Origin of the sequence: Providencia sp. PROV119, from assembly GCF_028482435.1 — a bacterium.
Classification (GTDB): domain Bacteria; phylum Pseudomonadota; class Gammaproteobacteria; order Enterobacterales; family Enterobacteriaceae; genus Providencia; species Providencia stuartii.
Window position 1 is genome coordinate 15,096 of the sequence record NZ_JAMPQL010000011.1, and the last position, 18,052, is coordinate 33,147.

Annotated in this window: 16 protein-coding genes; 12 read left to right on the forward strand and 4 right to left on the reverse strand. The window is 41.3% G+C overall.

Translation table 11 applies throughout. The features are described 5' to 3' along the window. Nucleotides 1–47 precede the first annotated feature (47 nt). From PSF11_RS10945 to PSF11_RS10955, 3 genes are all read left to right on the forward strand, one after another. Nucleotides 48–446, forward strand: coding sequence for a DUF6950 family protein (locus PSF11_RS10945; RefSeq protein ID WP_060561557.1), 399 nt, complete (start codon nt 48–50; stop codon nt 444–446). Then, nucleotides 447–4,136 carry a phage tail tip fiber protein gene (locus PSF11_RS10950; protein ID WP_272682820.1) on the forward strand — a complete coding sequence of 1,230 codons (3,690 nt, stop codon included), beginning with the start codon at nt 447–449 and terminating at the stop codon, nt 4,134–4,136. Between the two features lie 69 nt (nt 4,137–4,205). Further along, complete coding sequence (locus tag PSF11_RS10955) at nt 4,206–5,606, forward strand: phage tail fiber protein (RefSeq protein WP_272682821.1); 1,401 nt, start codon at nt 4,206–4,208, stop codon at nt 5,604–5,606. 78 nt (nt 5,607–5,684) lie between these two features. Here PSF11_RS10955 and PSF11_RS10960 read toward each other — a convergent pair whose 3' ends face one another. Next, complete coding sequence (locus PSF11_RS10960) at nt 5,685–5,966, reverse strand: DinI-like family protein (RefSeq protein WP_272682822.1); 282 nt, start codon at nt 5,964–5,966, stop codon at nt 5,685–5,687. A gap of 282 nt (nt 5,967–6,248) precedes the next feature. Here PSF11_RS10960 and lepA point away from each other — a divergent pair, with 282 nt between their 5' ends. From lepA to acpS, 7 genes are all read left to right on the forward strand, one after another. Continuing rightward, entirely contained in the window at nt 6,249–8,045 is a 1,797-nt protein-coding gene (gene lepA, locus PSF11_RS10965) for a translation elongation factor 4 (RefSeq protein WP_036943946.1), read from the forward strand. A 17-nt stretch (nt 8,046–8,062) separates the two neighbouring features. Further along, nucleotides 8,063–9,034, forward strand: a complete 972-nt coding sequence (lepB, locus tag PSF11_RS10970; RefSeq protein ID WP_004921482.1) for a signal peptidase I — start codon at nt 8,063–8,065, stop codon at nt 9,032–9,034. Between the two features lie 274 nt (nt 9,035–9,308). Then, entirely contained in the window at nt 9,309–9,989 is a 681-nt protein-coding gene (gene rnc / locus PSF11_RS10975) for a ribonuclease III (RefSeq protein WP_004921478.1), read from the forward strand. Continuing rightward, complete coding sequence (era, locus tag PSF11_RS10980; protein WP_004921475.1) at nt 9,986–10,894, forward strand: GTPase Era; 909 nt, start codon at nt 9,986–9,988, stop codon at nt 10,892–10,894. The genes rnc and era overlap by 4 nt, the downstream gene beginning before the upstream one ends. Before the next feature lie 16 nt (nt 10,895–10,910). Then, a complete protein-coding gene (recO, locus tag PSF11_RS10985; RefSeq protein WP_004921473.1) occupies nt 10,911–11,639 on the forward strand; it encodes a DNA repair protein RecO in 729 nt (242 codons plus the stop codon). A gap of 218 nt (nt 11,640–11,857) precedes the next feature. Then, complete coding sequence (gene pdxJ, locus PSF11_RS10990; protein WP_004921469.1) at nt 11,858–12,589, forward strand: pyridoxine 5'-phosphate synthase; 732 nt, start codon at nt 11,858–11,860, stop codon at nt 12,587–12,589. After that, nucleotides 12,589–12,972, forward strand: coding sequence for a holo-ACP synthase (acpS, locus tag PSF11_RS10995; protein ID WP_004921465.1), 384 nt, complete (start codon nt 12,589–12,591; stop codon nt 12,970–12,972). Before pdxJ ends, acpS begins: the two co-directional genes overlap by 1 nt. Before the next feature lie 157 nt (nt 12,973–13,129). Here the strand turns inward: acpS and PSF11_RS11000 are convergent, their stop codons facing one another. Together PSF11_RS11000 and PSF11_RS11005 are read right to left on the reverse strand one after the other, a co-directional pair. Next, nucleotides 13,130–13,390 (reverse strand): YfhL family 4Fe-4S dicluster ferredoxin, encoded by a 261-nt coding sequence (locus PSF11_RS11000; protein WP_004921463.1) that lies wholly within the window; start codon nt 13,388–13,390, stop codon nt 13,130–13,132. 615 nt (nt 13,391–14,005) lie between these two features. Continuing rightward, on the reverse strand, nt 14,006–14,464 hold the full coding sequence (locus tag PSF11_RS11005; RefSeq protein ID WP_004921460.1) for a hypothetical protein: 459 nt from the start codon (nt 14,462–14,464) through the stop codon (nt 14,006–14,008). A gap of 198 nt (nt 14,465–14,662) precedes the next feature. Between PSF11_RS11005 and leuE the strand changes: the two genes are divergently transcribed. Further along, a complete protein-coding gene (gene leuE / locus PSF11_RS11010; RefSeq protein WP_072502418.1) occupies nt 14,663–15,310 on the forward strand; it encodes a leucine efflux protein LeuE in 648 nt (215 codons plus the stop codon). 172 nt (nt 15,311–15,482) lie between these two features. After that, entirely contained in the window at nt 15,483–16,019 is a 537-nt protein-coding gene (gene tadA / locus PSF11_RS11015) for a tRNA adenosine(34) deaminase TadA (protein ID WP_004921454.1), read from the forward strand. 35 nt (nt 16,020–16,054) lie between these two features. Here tadA and mltF read toward each other — a convergent pair whose 3' ends face one another. Further along, nucleotides 16,055–17,698 carry a membrane-bound lytic murein transglycosylase MltF gene (gene mltF, locus PSF11_RS11020; protein WP_231130386.1) on the reverse strand — a complete coding sequence of 548 codons (1,644 nt, stop codon included), beginning with the start codon at nt 17,696–17,698 and terminating at the stop codon, nt 16,055–16,057. Nucleotides 17,699–18,052 lie beyond the last annotated feature (354 nt).

Below are 18,052 nucleotides of genomic sequence, written 5' to 3' on the forward strand. Positions count from 1 at the left end.
CAAACATACCCGCTTCGGCGGGTTTTTTTATGCCTGGAGATAATTAAATGCGCCACATCAACTGGACTACTCGACTCCCTCAAACCTTACAAAAAGCAATGAGTCGCCCTTTTTCATGGGGTGAACATGATTGCTGCTTATTTGCGGCGGATTGCGTGATGGCGATTTGTGACTTTGATCCATGTGCAAATGTGCGAGGTCGATACAAAACAAAAACAGGCGCAGCGCGTGTCCTGAAGTCTGAGTTTGGCGATATTGAGTCAGCACTATCACGCTTCTTTATTGAAATCCCCGTAAATATAGCAAGTCGCGGTGACATTGTTTTGTTTGAGGGTGGCGACGGTAAAACGCTTGGCGTGTTGTGGGCGAATAAAATTTGGGCGGTCACTGAGAGTGGTGCAATGCCTGTCAATTATCAACCAGTGAAGGCATGGAGAGTGGAGTAAATGGGTAAAGTTGTATCAAGTGTTGTTTCGACGGGTCTGATGATTGCTGGCGTTATTGTTACTGGTGGACTAGGAACAGCTTTAATTGCAGCGGGCATTGCTGTTCAGGCTGCTAGCTCAATGCTCTTCAAGGATAAATTGCCTTCCGGCTATCGCGACCAATCAGAACGCAAACAAATATTACGCTCTGCTGTAGCACCAGAAACCATTATCGTCGGTAAAACAGTGTGTTCAGGGCTGCTCTTTTTTGCCGAAGAAGAAAAGGGTGACCAAACAGAAAACGAACGCTTATTTATGGCACTAGCCATTGCAGCACATAAAGTAGACCGCATTGGCAAGATTTGGCTGAACGACGATTTGATTAGTGAATTCGGCGATAAAGCGGATTATGAGTTTCACAATAGCCGCACGGATTGTGACCCCTACATGTTAAAAAATGCCCCGTCATGGAAGGAAGACATGATAGGGGATGGCTTAGCGTGGTTACGTTTAACACTTAAATACGATGCTGAGAAATTTCCATACGGCGTGCCAAACGTCAAAGTCGAAGTGTGGGGGAAGCAAATCTATGACCCGCGCACTGGTAAAACCGTGTGGAGTAATAACGGCGCATTAGTCATTCTTGATTATTATCGTAGTTATTTAAACGTTCCTGATTCCGACATTGATTTTGATGCGTTCAAAGTCGCTGCTGATTTATGTGATGAACCTGTAATGACCCCTGAGGGTAATACGGAGCCTCGCTATACAATTAATGGCGCTTATGAGCTTTCCGAATCGCCAGCGTCAGTGCTTGATCATATGCACAAGTGCATTGCTGCCGAGCCGACTTACGTGGCAGGGAAACATGGCATTCTGATGCAAGCGTACAATGGGCCTGCTGTATTGCGTATCGAGCCAAATCAAATCATTGATACAGTCAATATCACACCAGAACTAGGGTTACGTGATGCAACCAATGCGATTTACGGTACGTTTGTCGATGCAGAGCAACAATATATTCAAACAGACTTTGAGCCTGTTATTGTTGAAGAGTGGGTTGAAGAAGACGGATTAGAGATAAAAGAGAACATTGACTATCGTTTTATTGTTAGCCCGTATCAAGCCGCAAGAGTCACAAACTTGTATCTACGTAAAAAACGTGCCGGTCGTCGTATTCAGTTAAAGATGAATATGGATGGTTATGCATATAGACCGGGGGATGTTTGCTTACTTAACTTGCCCCATATCGGTATACAGAACTTTGAGTGCCGCGTGGCTGAGTGGAAGTTTCATCCGCAAGAAGGGGTCGAGTTACTGCTCGAAGAGGATGGACCACATATCTATGAAGACATCATTGGTAAGCCTTTTGTGCGCCCGCCATTTACGGTTTTACCGACTGGCGGTGTCGCTCCACCACTAAACCTAACTTTTGTGCCAACAAATATTGGTGAAGTCGTTCAAGGCTATCTGAGCTGGCAATCAGCCGCTGCGGATGTTCGCTATAACACCGTGAATATTCTTGAAGCTGGCAAGGTCATCCAGTCGATTCAAGTGCCGCAAGATAGAGTTGATTTATCTGGGCTTGTGCGCGGCTCTTATCGTGCCGAAGTTCGCTCTATCAATGCGGCGGGCGCAATGTCTGCCCCTGCTATTGTTGACTTTGATATTCAAGCCCCGCCTAAACCCGTGAGTGTTGAAATGGTTGGCGGCATGTTCTCATTGACCTGTATTCCGCATGGCGGAGAAACTGCCCAACATGGGTATACGTTTGAATTCTGGTTCAGCGACAAAAAACTGGCCAGCACGAATGACACCGAAGTTACCACTAAAGCCAACCGACAAGGTCAGGGGCAATTCTGGACTAAGGATAACTTAAAGGCGGGTACTGACTATTGGTTTTATGTTCGAACAGTCAATAGTTATGGAAAATCGCAATTTGTCGAAGCTGTAGGTCAAGCCAGTGGAACGCCAAAGGATATGGTTGACGAGCTGGGCGACACCTTCCTCACCACCGAAGCTGGAAAGCAGATGCAAGAGCAGATTGACTTTAATCAATCCAATGTTCAGCTGCAACTTGAGCAAGCGGCAGAAGCGACACTTAACAACACTGTGATGTTGAATCAAGTCTCATTTCGCTTACTAGAAGAGGAAGGTACTCGCAGGTCTGAAATATTCCGTCTTGAGCAAGTGCGAATTTCAGACCAGGAGGCGCTAGCACGCTGGCAGCAGCAAGTTAAAACCGACTACGAGCAAACCTCATCGGCTGTTCTAAAAGTGCAAGAATCAGTGTCAACACTTGAAAAGTCAACGGCAAAAGACATATCGCAAGTCAAAGCTGAGATTAAGCAAGTTGATGACAAGTTAGGGCCGATGGATGCTCGTATTACAGACCAATCAGAGGCGATAGCTAAAGTTGATGAAACTCAAACGAAACATATTGAGACCGCCGAATCTCGATTTACTGATAATGAAGCGTTAATTAATCAGTTATCACACTCACTTGCTAATACTGAAAGTTCACTAGCAGAAATGGGGATGCAGCTGACAGCGGAGGTTGGAAATCAAGCAATTGAGCAACTGAGAATTAAAGCGTCAATTACTCGTTTAGATACAGTAACAGCCGATAAGTTTCAGGCATTCGCACAGTCATTTGAGAAAATTGAAGCGCAATTCAATGATGTAAACTCAAGCATTACGACTCTCAAGAAAACTGTATCAGATAATGAGAGGTCACAAGCTGAAATTAACGAGCTTATCAAGTCTGAAATTGGAGAGAATAAAGCAGCGATTGAAAAACGTGCGGAGACATCTGTAGATCAGCAGGGGAACTCTCGCGCTTACTTCAGCATTAAAGCGGGTGTATTGCATAACGGGCAATACTACGATGTTAAAATGATGATGAGTGCGCAGGTTAAAAACGGACAAGTTGTTACACAAATCGCTTTTGCCGCTGATGAGTTTATTATTTTTAATAATGCCAATGGTCAATTTGTTACTCCATTTGCCGTGGTTAACGGACAAGTATTCATCGGCTCGGGTTTTATTCAAGATGGTTCGATTACTAATACTAAAATTGGAAATGTTATTCAATCAGATAACTATAAAGCAGGTGAGGTCGGATGGCACATTAATAAAAATGGACTTGCAGAGTTTCAAAGTATCAAGGCGCGAGGGGAGATTAATGCGACAAGCGGAACGTTTAACAACGTTATTATCGATGAAAACTGTGATGTGCGCGGGACTATTTATGCTGAAAAAATGATAGGAAATATTGTATCAGTTACAAAAGATATCTATATAAATAGAAGTTGGTTCGGCTCACACGTTGTCGAACTTTTTAAAGTTAAAAAGCGATCTCAAAAATGTCATGTATGGGTACAGGGAGCATTAACACCGATTGATGTGGTGCCTGGTCATACTGGCTTTAAAACACCAAACCGAGCAGCAATGACGTACAGAGCTCCATCACTCGGGCAGAATATGGGGTTGTGTGATATTTATGTAGATGGCATCAAGCAGAATAGGCCAAACGTGTATTTACTTGAGAGTGATTTCTATGCACTGAATGAGTTTGTTGTCGACGTGCCCTCCGGCGATGGCGAATCATCAATCGGAATAAGCATCCCTCAATTCAGAAATGAGACGACTCGATTCATTATGCGCGCTAGAGTTATTGTCTTCCCATCAACAGATGAAGTTATTTATTAAATAAAAAATCCCCACAAAAACAAAAGCCGCCTAGTGCGGTTTTTTTGTATCTAAATTTCGGAGAATATTATGTACAACGTAGGAACAGTCACAACGACAGCAAACAGCACAAAGTTAGTGGGAGTAGGTACTAAGTGGAAAGATAACAACTCGCGAGTATCCGCAGAGCAGGTTATTTTAATTCAAAATGGCGCAACGATTTACATTAACAGCATTGCGTCTATTCAGAGCAACACAGAGATAACACTGAGTTTCCCTGTGCCTGCATCGGTGAGCAATGCACCGTATCAAATACTGACAACGATGGTGAATTCCGTTTCAGATGCAGCAAACAAAGTTGTTGCCATGAACGTTGCGAATGTGCAGTTCAGCGATATCTTAAATCGATGGGCGACAGAAAGCGGTACAATTACAGTGACGTTACCCGATGGCACAACACAGCAGCTGAGAACGGCGAAAGAGATGGATAAGCAGCTTGATGGGAAAGCATCACTGGACTCTTCTGGAATTCAGTCATTTAAAAAAGAAATCAGAAATGAAGAAGCTATTGGCGTATGGTCTGCTGATGACAAGCAAGCCATGATGCTCTCACTAGCGAGAGAAACGCCTGATATTTATTATCGAACCAATGGTGTCACTTATTATATTAAACTGCCGTCAGGTAATGGCACGCTAATGAAGGCGGGTGATTTTGGCTTCGGCGGTTCGGGTGATTCAATCTCGCTAGATGCGCAAGGAATGATTGATTACTATAAAAACAAGGGCAGAGTTTCACATGTTTTTAGAAATGCAGCGCAGGATTCACCTTATCACTTCACGTATGGGGCAACCGCTTTTTTCAAGGCAGGTGATACCTATACAACAATTAGCGCGGATTATACTGGAAAAGGCGTTAGGGCCATTGGTGGGAATAATAATAAATTTTTCGATTACAACATCTGGACAGATAGAAACACCACCAAAGACTCCAATGGCAACTTAAAAGCCGCATCACCGATTGTGAAAGTCTTTGCTGACCACATCGAGCTTAATGAAGAATCCGAGGGCGTTGAAATGGAGCACCTTGGTATAGGCCATTACCTCATTAAAGGCGTTGTCGGCTTTAACTCGGATGGAGCATGGGGTATCAATAACGGCTTTGTTATTCCTCAAGACCATAACGGTAAAAACATGGTGCTTATTGATTATGAGGTGAGACCTGATGGTGATATTGAAGTTTTTGTTTTCCACCAACAGAACGCAGACATGCCAGAACGCTTCCAGAACAAGCGCATTAAGTACATAGATAAAGACGGCAACCCTGTTTACTACAAAAACTATGAGCCGTGTGACGTTCCTGAATCGCGCTGGATAGATATGCGTGTCGAAATGCCACCTAACTCTATCTACAATCTCAAGCAAGCAGAAGCAGAGCGATTAGCAAAAGAGGAGGCGGATAGGCAAGCGGAGGAGGAGGCTGTAGAGCGCTAAATAAGCAAAAGCCCCTATGGTATTTAGGGGCTTATTCTCAGTGCTGACTTAGTTTGCTATCGCTACCTGTCGCGCTGGCTACTTGTCAAAATATTCTATATCTTCCGTTTGTTTTCCTTCGGGGAGCCAGCTATCATCTTCCCAAATCTCTTGCAGCACTTCTTCGATGTAGTCTTTTTTTTCATTCTTTTTTAGCCCATCAACATTTAGGCTAGTATGGGCTCCCCAGCCAATATCCACATTTAATTCAGGGTATTTGTTTTTTAATCTCTTCTCAACTTGAGCTTGAAGTGCTTGAAAGGTGCCGATAGGGAGCTTCCCTTTCATGTTGAGATCAAGTCTTATTTTGATATTAACCATAAATGCTCCTTCATAAATTAAATGGCTGGGTTTATATACAGTAAAATATAACTGTTATTATATACAGCGGATTGCAATCAAAGGTCAATGGATATCTCAAAGTTTATTTGTTGCTTTAATTGTAAATAAGGGCTGACAAGAAATTTTTGTGTTAGGTAACTGTTGTATGTAGAATGCAATTCATTGTGAATAAATCCCTGTTTTATAGGGTTTGGTCTTGTGTCCATGAGTGTGTCCAAGGCTGATTTTGTAGGCAATTTAAAAGAAGATATTACCTTGAAAATCAATAACATAAGAAACTTTTCTATCATTGCTCACATCGACCATGGTAAATCCACGTTGTCTGACCGTATTATTCAGATTTGTGGTGGTTTAACGGACAGAGAAATGGCGGCTCAGGTTCTAGACTCTATGGATTTAGAACGTGAACGCGGAATTACAATCAAAGCGCAAAGTGTGACGCTGGATTATAAGGCCTCCGATGGTGAGACCTATCAATTGAACTTTATCGATACCCCAGGCCACGTTGACTTCTCTTATGAAGTATCACGCTCATTAGCTGCCTGTGAAGGTGCGCTGCTCGTTGTTGATGCTGGGCAAGGGGTTGAAGCTCAAACGCTAGCTAACTGCTATACAGCGATTGAAATGGATCTTGAAGTTGTTCCTGTGTTGAACAAAATCGACTTACCAGCGGCTGATCCTGAACGCGTTGCAGAAGAAATTGAAGATATTGTGGGCATTGATGCGCATGATGCGGTACGTTGCTCGGCAAAAACGGGGATTGGCGTTCAAGATGTTATTGAGCGTTTAGTGCAATCTATCCCTGCGCCAGAAGGTGACGCAGAGGCACCTTTACAGGCGCTTATTATCGACTCATGGTTTGATAATTATTTAGGTGTTGTATCACTTATCCGTATTAAAAACGGTACGTTACGCAAAGGCGATAAAATTAAGGTGATGAGCACGGGCCAAGTGTACAACGCGGATCGTCTTGGTATTTTCACACCAAAACAAATTGATCGCGACTCTCTCAGTTGCGGTGAAGTTGGTTGGTTAGTGTGTGCGATTAAAGATATCACAGGGGCACCTGTCGGGGATACTTTAACGGGCGCTCGTAATCCTGCTGATAAAGCATTACCTGGGTTTAAAAAAGTTAAACCTCAAGTTTATGCAGGTTTATTCCCAGTCAGTTCAGACGATTATGAAGCATTCCGTGATGCACTAGGCAAGTTGAGCTTGAATGATGCGTCACTCTTTTATGAGCCTGAAACCTCTAGTGCTCTTGGCTTCGGATTCCGTTGCGGGTTCCTTGGCCTGCTGCATATGGAGATCATTCAAGAGCGCTTAGAGCGTGAATACAATTTAGATCTGATCACCACGGCTCCGACCGTTGTGTATGAAGTTGTGCAAACGAACGGTGAAATCGTTTATGTCGATAGCCCCGCTAAGTTGCCACCATTGAATAATATCGAAGAGTTGCGTGAGCCAATTGCTGAATGTCACATGCTGATGCCTAAAGAGTATCTTGGCAACGTTATTACACTTTGTGTGGAAAAACGCGGCGTTCAGACAAATATGGTCTATCATGGTAATCAAGTTTCATTAACGTATGATATTCCAATGTCAGAAGTGGTATTGGATTTCTTCGATCGCTTGAAATCAACATCTCGTGGTTATGCTTCTTTGGATTATGCATTTAAGCGTTTCCAAACGTCAGACATGGTTCGTGTTGATGTTATGATCAACGGCGAGCGTGTGGATGCCTTGGCATTGATCACTCACCGAGCTAACTCACAGTATCGTGGTCGTGAATTGGTTGAAAAAATGAAGGATTTAATCCCTCGTCAACAGTTTGATATCGCGATCCAAGCTGCAATTGGTAACCATATTATTGCTCGCTCTACCGTTAAACAATTGCGTAAAAACGTACTGGCTAAATGTTATGGTGGTGATGTTAGCCGTAAGAAGAAACTGTTGCAGAAGCAGAAGGAAGGTAAGAAGCGCATGAAGCAAGTGGGTAATGTTGAATTACCTCAAGAAGCTTTCCTCGCTATTTTGCATGTTGGTAAAGACAACTAAAATTACAAGGAGTCTCAATGGCTAACACCTTTGCCTTGATCCTAACACTGGCGACAGTGATTACGGGGATTATTTGGTGTTTAGATCGCTTTAAATTTTCGCCTGAGCGGAAGAAAAAGCTCAAACATATACAGGAAGTGAGTCAAGGCTCATTAACTCAAGATGAGATGGATAAAGCTGTACGCCGTCCATCGTGGGTTGAAACAGGCTCCTCGATTTTCCCAGTATTAGCGATTGTATTGGTGGTTCGTTCATTTATTTATGAACCCTTTCAAATTCCATCTGGGTCAATGATGCCAACGTTGTTGGTTGGGGATTTTATGCTGGTTGAGAAGTTTGCTTATGGTCTAAAAGATCCCATTACGCAAACGACGTTAATTAAAACGGGAAAACCTGCGCGTGGTGATATTGCCGTATTTAAATATCCAGAAAATCCAACAATTGACTATGTAAAACGGGTTATTGGCTTACCGGGTGATAAAATTGTTTATGATCCAAACGCTAAAGAGCTGACAATTTATCCGAATTGCGCAGATAATAACTGTACGAAACAACTTCCAATAAAATATGGTCCGTTAGCGCCGAGTGAGTGGACCATGTTTTTCAATGTGGAGTCTTTGGTCGATAGCCAAAAAGGTAACTATGAAATTCCTCTTGACGAACCATTGCCAAGAAATGCATTACGTCAATATCAAAGAAGTGAAACTCTCGATACCGTCGAGCACCAGATTTTGATTATTCGTCAGGCCATTACGGAATCTCGTTACATACAGCCTAATATGCCGCCAAATGAGTGGATTGTACCTGAGAAACACTACTTCATGATGGGGGATAACCGAGATAATAGCTCAGACAGCCGTATGTGGGGCTTTGTTCCAGAACAAAATTTGGTTGGTCGCGCTGTATTTATCTGGCTAAGTCTTGAGAAACAAGAAGGTGAATGGCCGACAGGTATTCGCTTTAGCCGAATTGGGCCACTAGGTTCATAAGGTAGATTTATACGGGTTTTCGTGTGAAAACCCGTATAAACCGAAGCATTATTGTTTATCTCGGTGTACAATATAATTTAAATTAATATTTATTGGCTTCTTAATTAACTCTTATCATTTTATTCATTAATAGTGTTATGCTGAATTTTAAGCTTAGTTCTATTATATAAATGAAAGATAAAAGCGTTAAGAGTCAGTGCAAACGCAACAGTTTTGTTTTTTACAGGTCTGTTGCGTGTGCTTTTTTGTCAATCAGAGAAATGGCTGAACGCGCATGAACCCCTCTTTACTTGAGCAATTGCAACGAAAACTTGGTTATAAGTTTAATCAACACGATCTTTTAATTCAGGCGCTTACGCATCGCAGTGCAAACAGTAAGCATAACGAGCGCCTAGAGTTCCTTGGCGATTCTATTTTAAGTTTTGTGATCGCAAATGATTTATATCATCGCTTCCCGAAAGTGGATGAAGGAGATATGAGTCGCATGAGAGCAACGCTAGTGCGCGGAAATACACTGGCGGAAATTGCTCGTGAATTTGAGCTTGGCGAGTGTTTACGTTTAGGGCCAGGCGAACTAAAAAGTGGCGGTTTCCGCCGTGAATCTATCCTCGCTGATACAGTGGAAGCATTGATCGGGGGGATCTTTCTCGATAGTGATATCCAAACAATAGAAAAAATTATTTTAGATTGGTATCAAACTAGGTTGAATGAAATCAGCCCGGGTGACAAGCAAAAGGACCCGAAAACGAGACTACAAGAATATCTACAGGGGCGTCATTTGCCTTTGCCTAACTATATCGTTGTCCAAGTTAAAGGTGAGGCTCATGATCAGGAATTTACTATCCACTGCCAAGTCAGTGGTATTGAACAACCTATTAACGGGGTTGGTTCAAGTCGACGTAAAGCTGAGCAGGCCGCTGCGGAGCAAGCATTGAAAATTTTGGAGATTGAATGAGTGAAAAATTACCCCACTGTGGCTTTGTAGCTATTGTTGGGCGACCAAATGTCGGTAAGTCAACGCTATTAAACCAGCTATTGGGGCAAAAAGTTTCAATTACGTCGAGAAAGCCTCAAACGACGCGCCACCGTATTATGGGGATCCATACTGAAGATGAATATCAAATCATCTATGTGGATACGCCAGGCCTGCATATTGAAGAAAAACGAGCAATCAATCGTTTGATGAACCGTGCAGCTTCAAGTTCAATAGGGGATGTTGAGCTAGTTATTTTTGTCGTAGAAGGCACGAATTGGACTGACGACGATGAAATGGTACTCAACAAATTAAAAGGTCTTCGCTGCCCTGTGATTTTAGCAATTAACAAAATTGATAATGTCACGGATAAAACAGTGCTGTTACCGCATATTGGCTTTGTCAGCCAAAAAATGAACTTTTTGGACGTTGTGCCAATTAGTGCTGAAAAAGGTAAAGGCGTTGATACGATTGCAAAAATTGTTAAGCAGCACATTCCTGAAGCTGAGCATCATTTCCCTGAAGATTATATTACCGACCGCTCTCAGCGATTTATGGCATCAGAAATCATTCGTGAAAAATTGATGCGTTTCTTAGGTGATGAACTTCCTTATTCTGTGACTGTTGAAATTGAGCAGTTCAAAATGATGGAAAGGGGGGGATACCATATCAATGGCTTGATCCTTGTTGAACGTGAAGGCCAAAAGAAAATGGTGATTGGTAATAAAGGTAGTAAGCTTAAAACAATCGGTACGGAAGCCCGCATCGATATGGAAAAGCTGTTTGATACCAAAGTACACCTTGAACTGTGGGTTAAAGTGAAAGCTGGCTGGGCGGATGATGAACGCGCATTACGCAGCTTAGGCTATGTTGATGACCTAAAATAAATTTATTGGTGAAATTGTGAGTGGCTGGCAACGTGCGTTTGTACTCCATTCTAGACCCTTTAGTGAAACGAGCTTATTAGTCGATTTCTTCACTGAAGGGGAAGGCAAAATCCGCTTATTAGCAAAAGGGGCTCGCCGAAACCGTTCACCTTTTAGGGGCTGCTTGCAGCCCTTTACACCTTTGTTAATCCGCTGGGGTGGCAAAGGTGAGATTAAAACATTAACCCATGCAGACCCTATTTCACTCTCATTACCACTAACGGGAACCGTACTTTATAGTGGGTTATATCTCAATGAATTAGTGACGAGAGTCATTGAATTTGGTACTCCGTATTCAGCATTATTCTTTGATTACCTTTCTTGCTTACAATTACTTGCTGCTAGTGAACACACACCTGAAGCTGCGTTACGCCAATTTGAGCTAGCCTTGTTATCCTACCTTGGTTACGGTGTTGATTTTCTTCATTGCGCAGGTAGTGGCGAGCCTGTTTCAGACACAATGACTTACCGTTATCGAGAAGAAAAAGGTTTTATTGGTAGTTTAGTCATCGACCAACTTAGTTTTACTGGTAAACACCTTAAAGCCTTGGCAGCACGCGAATTCCCCGACAGTGACACACTGAGAGCGGCTAAACGCTTTACTCGTATAGCCTTGAAACCCTATTTAGGTGGAAAACCGCTAAAGAGCCGCGAACTATTCCGACAATTTACTAAGCCCCCTGTTGGTAATACACCAAAATCATGAGCTAAGTGTGACCGACAATGGTCAGTATGCCAAATCAAAATCTGCACCACGCCGATATTTTACGAGCCGCTTCCCAAAATCTAATAAGTTTGCTGAAAAAGTCGTCAAAATATGGAAAGGCGCTCGAAGCGATAGAGATTTATTCCCACTCAATATTAAATTGCAGTAGGATAGGGGCATTGAGCGTACTTGACTGTATTTATGATAGGGAGTGAAAAATGGCTGAGCTTTTGTTAGGTGTAAACATAGATCATATCGCAACAGTGAGAAATGCACGGGGAACACAGTATCCTGACCCTGTACAAGCCGCATTTGTTGCAGAACAAGCAGGAGCTGATGGTATTACTGTGCATTTGCGAGAAGATCGCCGCCATATTACTGATAGGGATATTGAGCTGCTAAAAGAGACTATTCAAACCAGAATGAACCTTGAAATGGCAGTGACAGAGGAAATGATTAACATTGCATGTCGAGTGAAGCCAGCATTTTGCTGCCTAGTACCTGAAAAGCGTGAAGAGGTCACGACGGAAGGGGGGCTTGATGTGGCGGGGCAATTACCCAAAATTACTGATGCTGTTAAACGCTTGACTGAAGCCGGTATTCAAGTATCCCTGTTTATTGATGCTGATCACACTCAAATTGATGCGGCGCAAGCGGCAGGTGCACCATTTATTGAGATACATACAGGTGCATATGCAGATGCGAAAACGGAGCAAGAACAAGAAATCGAATATCGTCGAATTCGTGATGGCGTAGCTTATGCGGCAGGGAAAGGCCTAAAAGTGAATGCGGGCCATGGTTTAACTTATCATAATGTTCAGCGGATCGCGCTATTACCTGAAATTTATGAATTGAATATCGGGCATGCCATTATTGGGCGAGCGTTATTTAGCGGCCTAGCGAATGCGGTGGCAGATATGAAAAAACTACTCAGAGAAGCGCGTTACTAATGGCAATCGTAGGTCTTGGTACGGATATTGTTGAAATAGCCCGAATAGAAGCGGTGATTAAACGTTCAGCTGACAGCTTAGCGAAACGGATATTGACTGAAAATGAATTTGCGCAGTTTCAACAACAAGCTCAGCCAGCTCGTTTCTTAGCAAAACGTTTTGCGGTTAAAGAGGCGGCAGCTAAGGCGCTCGGTACCGGAATTCGTAATGGATTGGCCTTTAACCAATTTGAAGTCAGTAATGATTCTTTGGGGAAACCGCTACTAACATTGGTGGGGGAGGCTGAAAAACTAGCGCAGCGTATGAACGTAACGCATATTCACGTATCTATTACGGATGAGCGCCATTATGCCGCTGCAACGGTGATTATTGAAAGTGTGTAATTGGCACACAATAGGCTCAATAACTCTTCTTATCCAGAGGGCATATTTGATAAGAAGAGGATGATACCTCGCCGTTATGCGGCGGGGGGAATCAACACTCAGCGATAGCGCTGGGTCGTGAGTAAGTGTCAGGGAACAGGTAGAAAGTGCTAATAGGCTAAATTTTATCAGCATGATGGATCATGACAAACTTATCCCATAATTGTTCTTGTGTTTCAATATGTTGTGGGTCTGTGATAATCGTATTGTTGATAGGGCAAACCGATTGACAGGTCGGTTTATCATAGTGGCCGACACATTCAGTGCAGAGGTCTGCATCGATTTCATAAATTTCGTCACCCATATAGATAGCATTATTAGGGCATTCGGGTTCGCACATATCGCAATTGATACATTTTTTAGTAATTAATAGTGCCATTTCAATCAGTTAAATCTGTTACCATAAATAATTCTAATGAGGTGACTAATTCTACACGGAAATAGGGAAATTAAATACTAATTCTATCAATTTCACCTAACATCTTCTTTTTATGTTAAAAAATTGTATTATTTATTATGCATAACTGGAAAAGGGATAAGCGTGGCTATAATTTCCATAGCAAAGATAATAAACATTGTTCAATATGATAACATTTATTATTATGTCCTAAATAGAATGTGTATTAGTAATATTATCTTAGAGAGTATGAGCTATCTCTATTTAATAGGGAAAAATAGAATAAACACATCGAAGTCGATTGTATTAAGTTAGCCTGTTTTTTAGATATACAATTTTTTGTATTATTTAGTGTTCTTTGTTATGTGTCATTAGTTTATTATGGATTAAAGGTTTGGCATTACAGTGACTATAAATTTTAGACGGTGGGGTTTTGTTATTTATCGGGTTAATTAATATTGAAAACGCTGACTGTAAGGCTTATCTAAAATTATCTTATTTAGTGTGGTTGCTTTAATCTTATATAAGAGATAACTATTAAAATAAAGGATTGGGGTTACCAATCCTTAAAAGGAACTCTTTAGCTATCAAACACTATTATTTTACAATTACGACAGAGAATGATTCCCAATTTTTTGATTTTTCATACTGGTAGTAATAGTATAAAATGCCGTTGATAACGAAGAACGACGCTGTTCTAATTTGCATGCCGTTAGCGTTAAAAGTAAAGTCGTAAACATTTTCAAGATTGCCATTATCTAAAACAACAAAGAATTGAATGGTCTTTTCTTCTAAATTATAACCATAAATATACTGTTTATTCAGCGTTAAATCTTGTACATATTGTAGATTGCTAAGGTAGCTGTTTAATTTCCCTTTATGGATAGGAGCACTTGTATCAATAATCCCTTTATCACTAACATTATAAATAAAGTAGGCCTTATCTTGAGGAGTATGGCCTAAGAAGAATATTTTTTTTGCAGCAGTGTAGACAAGCGTGGTTGGGTAAAACTGTTCAAATATACCCGCTTGAATACCTGATTGGATCAGAGACATATCAGCTCCTTTATTTATTAGTAAGTTAAATTGTTTATAAGCACTTTGATATTATGAAAATAAGGCATATTTAAAAATAATCATTATTATTAGCTTATTTCATATTTTTAAATGTTATTGTAATAATTGAATTTATAAATATTCACAACTGATTAAGATTGTGATAGTAATAAGAAAAAAATGGTTAAGGTTTTCATTATGTTTGAAAGTTTTGGTGTTTTGAATTTCTGGACTTATATGGCAGGGTTGATTTTTATCATCATAGTGCCGGGGCCAAATTCATTATATGTTTTAAAATCAAGTACATCTCATGGTACTCAAGCAGGGTATCGGGCTGCATTAGGCGTATTTACCGGTGATGCAATACTCATTTTTCTCTCATTTATTGGGGTTGCGTCAGTGATAAAAGCGTCGCCTACACTTTTTATGGTCGTAAGGTATTTAGGCGCGGCGTACCTGTTGTACTTAGGTTGCAAAATTCTTTATGCGACTTTTAAGCAAAAAAAATTAGCAAGTTCAGATGCTGAGCCGATGGTGGTTAAATCAGAGAAAATTTTTACGCGTGCGTTGATCCTAAGCTTAACTAATCCAAAAGCGATTCTATTTTATATCTCCTTTTTTATTCAATTTATTGACTTTAATTACTCGCACGCTTGGGTTCCATATTTGGTGCTCGCGTCTATTTTGGAGCTTGTCAGCTTTATTTATCTTAGTCTGCTGATTTTTAGTGGTTATCTTATCGCGCGTTTTTTACGTGAAAAACAAATATTGGCTAAATTGGGTAACTGTGCGGTAGGAAGCTTTTTTATGGGGTTTGCTGCAAAATTAGCGATTTTTAGTAATTAAGGCGAGATTTTGCCTTGTTCACACTGTTGTCTATTTATCAGTTATCGTGGCACATCAAAACCACGGTAACTTCCTCTCTATGCAGTGATTGATAAATTTCCTCATTACCGCCCTACAGCAACTCAAATAATTTACGGTATAATCTATTTAAATAGATAGATTAGAGGTTGCTGTGACACAAGCCGAAGTTGATGAGTTTTGGATGAAGCGCGCTTTAGAATTGGCGAAAAATGCTCAAGATGCAGGAGAAATACCTGTTGGTGCTCTATTAGTGAAAGATAATCAATTAATTGCATCGGGTTGGAATCGTTCAATCGAAAGTCATGATCCTACAGCTCACGCAGAAATAATGGTGTTACAGCAAGGTGGTCGTGCGCTTAGTAATTACCGATTATTAGACACAACACTTTATGTAACGTTGGAGCCGTGCATTATGTGTGCTGGCGCATTAGTACATAGTCGAATAGGGCGTTTAGTCTATGGGGCGAGAGACTTTAAAACCGGTGCTTGCGGTTCATTTATTAATATCTTAGAGCGCCCCGGATTAAATCATTATGTGGATGTGAAGGGCGGGGTTTTAGAAGAAACCTGCTCAGCGATGTTAAGTAATTTTTTTAAAATGCGTAGAGCGCAAAAGAAAGCGCAGAAACAGATGTTGGCGCAAACAGAAGGTGAGTGCGGAGGATGTCAGCAGCAAAAATCACCTTAATCCCTCTTTCATAATAATTAGCTATGATTAAGTTTCTAATTATTTGTTGTTACTGGCTCTGTAGGCTCCTTGGCATGGGAGCCTTCCTGTGTATGGGGCGAAAGAAAATATTGCCCCAAAGTGAGCGTATCCTTCGGGGGAATAGCGGGTAACTTCTGCTGTACTGGGGTAGATTGAACGTGTTTTAGGCTAACCTTTTCTTGGTGGGGATTTTGTGTTGAAGATGCTTGTGGTGCGTTTGAGGTCACATCATCCTGTTTTACGGTGTCTGCATTTTCAACAGCCGGCTTCTGCTCGTTAGGCGTTGTAAGAGGCGGAAATAAAATGAGCGATTTTTCCGCAATCGCTAGTGCACGCTGTTTTTTATCTTGGTTTTGTAAATACCCAACCAAACTTTGATGGTAGCGGCGAATATTTTCAACATAGCGGTAGGCTTCGTGACCCCGTGCGTAACCATAGTTAAGTTGAGAATAATATTTTTTTTGTGTTAGAAGAGGTAACCTTGATTTCACATCTAGCCAGCGGTCAGGATCACCTCCTTGCATTTCAGTTAGCTTTCTAACATCTTGCATGTGGCCATAGCCCATATTATAGGCGGCTAAAGCAAACCAAATTCTATCGTCATCAGCAATGGATACTGGCAGGCGCTGCATCAGATATTCGAGATAGGCAGCTCCTCCTTTAATACTCTCCTCAGCGTCTAACCTATCAGCGACACCCATGGTTTCCGCCGTTGGTTTTGTAAGCATCATTAGTCCACGTACACCTGTTGGTGAGGTAGCCAAAGGATCCCAATGGGATTCTTGCCATGCAATAGCGGCTAAGAGTTTCCAATCAAGGGTCGTGGCATATTTTTCAAATAGTGGCTGATAATTGGGCAGTTTTTTGTTGATAGCGTTAATAAATGAAATGGTATCAAAATAATCGAATGAACTAACGTGACTGAAATATTTTTCATCAAGTCTTGCGAGTAAGTCTATTTCATTACTGACATTGAAAAAGTCGAGAAGGGCAGCGTTTAGGCTATCGTCATTAAGACGTTTCATATACCAAGTAATGGCGTGATCATCGACTAAATCGAATCCAACAGCAATTTCTGGATGAATGCGTTGTTGGAGGGCAACGGAAATTGAATCTTCGAGTGTATAGTCAATCAGCCCTTCGGCAACCATTTCTAACAATTGATTGGTTGTGTATTCGGTAGTTTCTTGCCAAGTCAGCTCTGGGTATTTATCGGCTAATGATTTGAGGGTGCTGGCGTGTGCAGAGCCTGCCATAACCACCAATTTTCCTTTAATATCATTAAAGCTCTTAGGGCGAGTAGAACCTTTTCGGTAGACCAATTGCTGTGTCACATTTAGGTAGCTTGGCCCAGTTTTCATTTTTTGTAATCTATCTTTATTATAGAGCAGACCAGCAACCCCGATATCTGCATTCCCCTCTTCAATATCATCAAAAATAAGTTCGACGGTGGGTCTCATGGTGATGATTAGTTTTACGCCGAGGTAATCGGCAAAGCTTTGTACAAGCTCATAATCAAAACCATGCAGATTCGCTTCATCGTCAAGATAAATCAGGGGGGAGCTAATCGCGCTGACTCGCAATTCACCTCGAGAGAGGATTTGATTGAGTTGATTATTTTGTGTATTGGGCCAGCGGAGATTCAGTCCGATAATCATGGCCGCAACAAGCGCAATAATCCCAATAATGAAATAATTAACCTTGATGTTATTCAAAAAAAATATCTCGTATGTATACCCTTTATACTTCAAGTCCAGATTGCTTTGCACTGTTTAGCAATCGAAGCTGCTATCCAAGCGAGTCAATAGATGAATGTTGCTATCTCTCAATCGCCCAGAAAATTGTGGGTGTTTGTATGCCGGTGTTGTAATAAAAATTGTTATAAGTAATGGTTATATTTCCAGTGTTTGGACATTTTGCTCAACAATTATGATCCGTGCAACCAATATTGTGCTATTTCGTTCCTAATAATTTTTAACGGTTTGCTTTATTTTTAGTCACGCAAACGGTTT

Coding starts and splice junctions, on each gene's coding strand:
- PSF11_RS10945 (WP_060561557.1), top strand. CDS start 48: ATGCGCCACATCAACTGGACTACTCGACTCCCTCAAACCTTACAAAAA.
- PSF11_RS10950 (WP_272682820.1), top strand. CDS start 447: ATGGGTAAAGTTGTATCAAGTGTTGTTTCGACGGGTCTGATGATTGCT.
- PSF11_RS10955 (WP_272682821.1), top strand. CDS start 4,206: ATGTACAACGTAGGAACAGTCACAACGACAGCAAACAGCACAAAGTTA.
- PSF11_RS10960 (WP_272682822.1), bottom strand. CDS start 5,966: ATGGTTAATATCAAAATAAGACTTGATCTCAACATGAAAGGGAAGCTC.
- lepB (WP_004921482.1), top strand. CDS start 8,063: ATGGCTAACACCTTTGCCTTGATCCTAACACTGGCGACAGTGATTACG.
- rnc (WP_004921478.1), top strand. CDS start 9,309: ATGAACCCCTCTTTACTTGAGCAATTGCAACGAAAACTTGGTTATAAG.
- era (WP_004921475.1), top strand. CDS start 9,986: ATGAGTGAAAAATTACCCCACTGTGGCTTTGTAGCTATTGTTGGGCGA.
- pdxJ (WP_004921469.1), top strand. CDS start 11,858: ATGGCTGAGCTTTTGTTAGGTGTAAACATAGATCATATCGCAACAGTG.
- acpS (WP_004921465.1), top strand. CDS start 12,589: ATGGCAATCGTAGGTCTTGGTACGGATATTGTTGAAATAGCCCGAATA.
- PSF11_RS11000 (WP_004921463.1), bottom strand. CDS start 13,390: ATGGCACTATTAATTACTAAAAAATGTATCAATTGCGATATGTGCGAA.
- PSF11_RS11005 (WP_004921460.1), bottom strand. CDS start 14,464: ATGTCTCTGATCCAATCAGGTATTCAAGCGGGTATATTTGAACAGTTT.
- leuE (WP_072502418.1), top strand. CDS start 14,663: ATGTTTGAAAGTTTTGGTGTTTTGAATTTCTGGACTTATATGGCAGGG.
- mltF (WP_231130386.1), bottom strand. CDS start 17,698: ATGATTATCGGACTGAATCTCCGCTGGCCCAATACACAAAATAATCAA.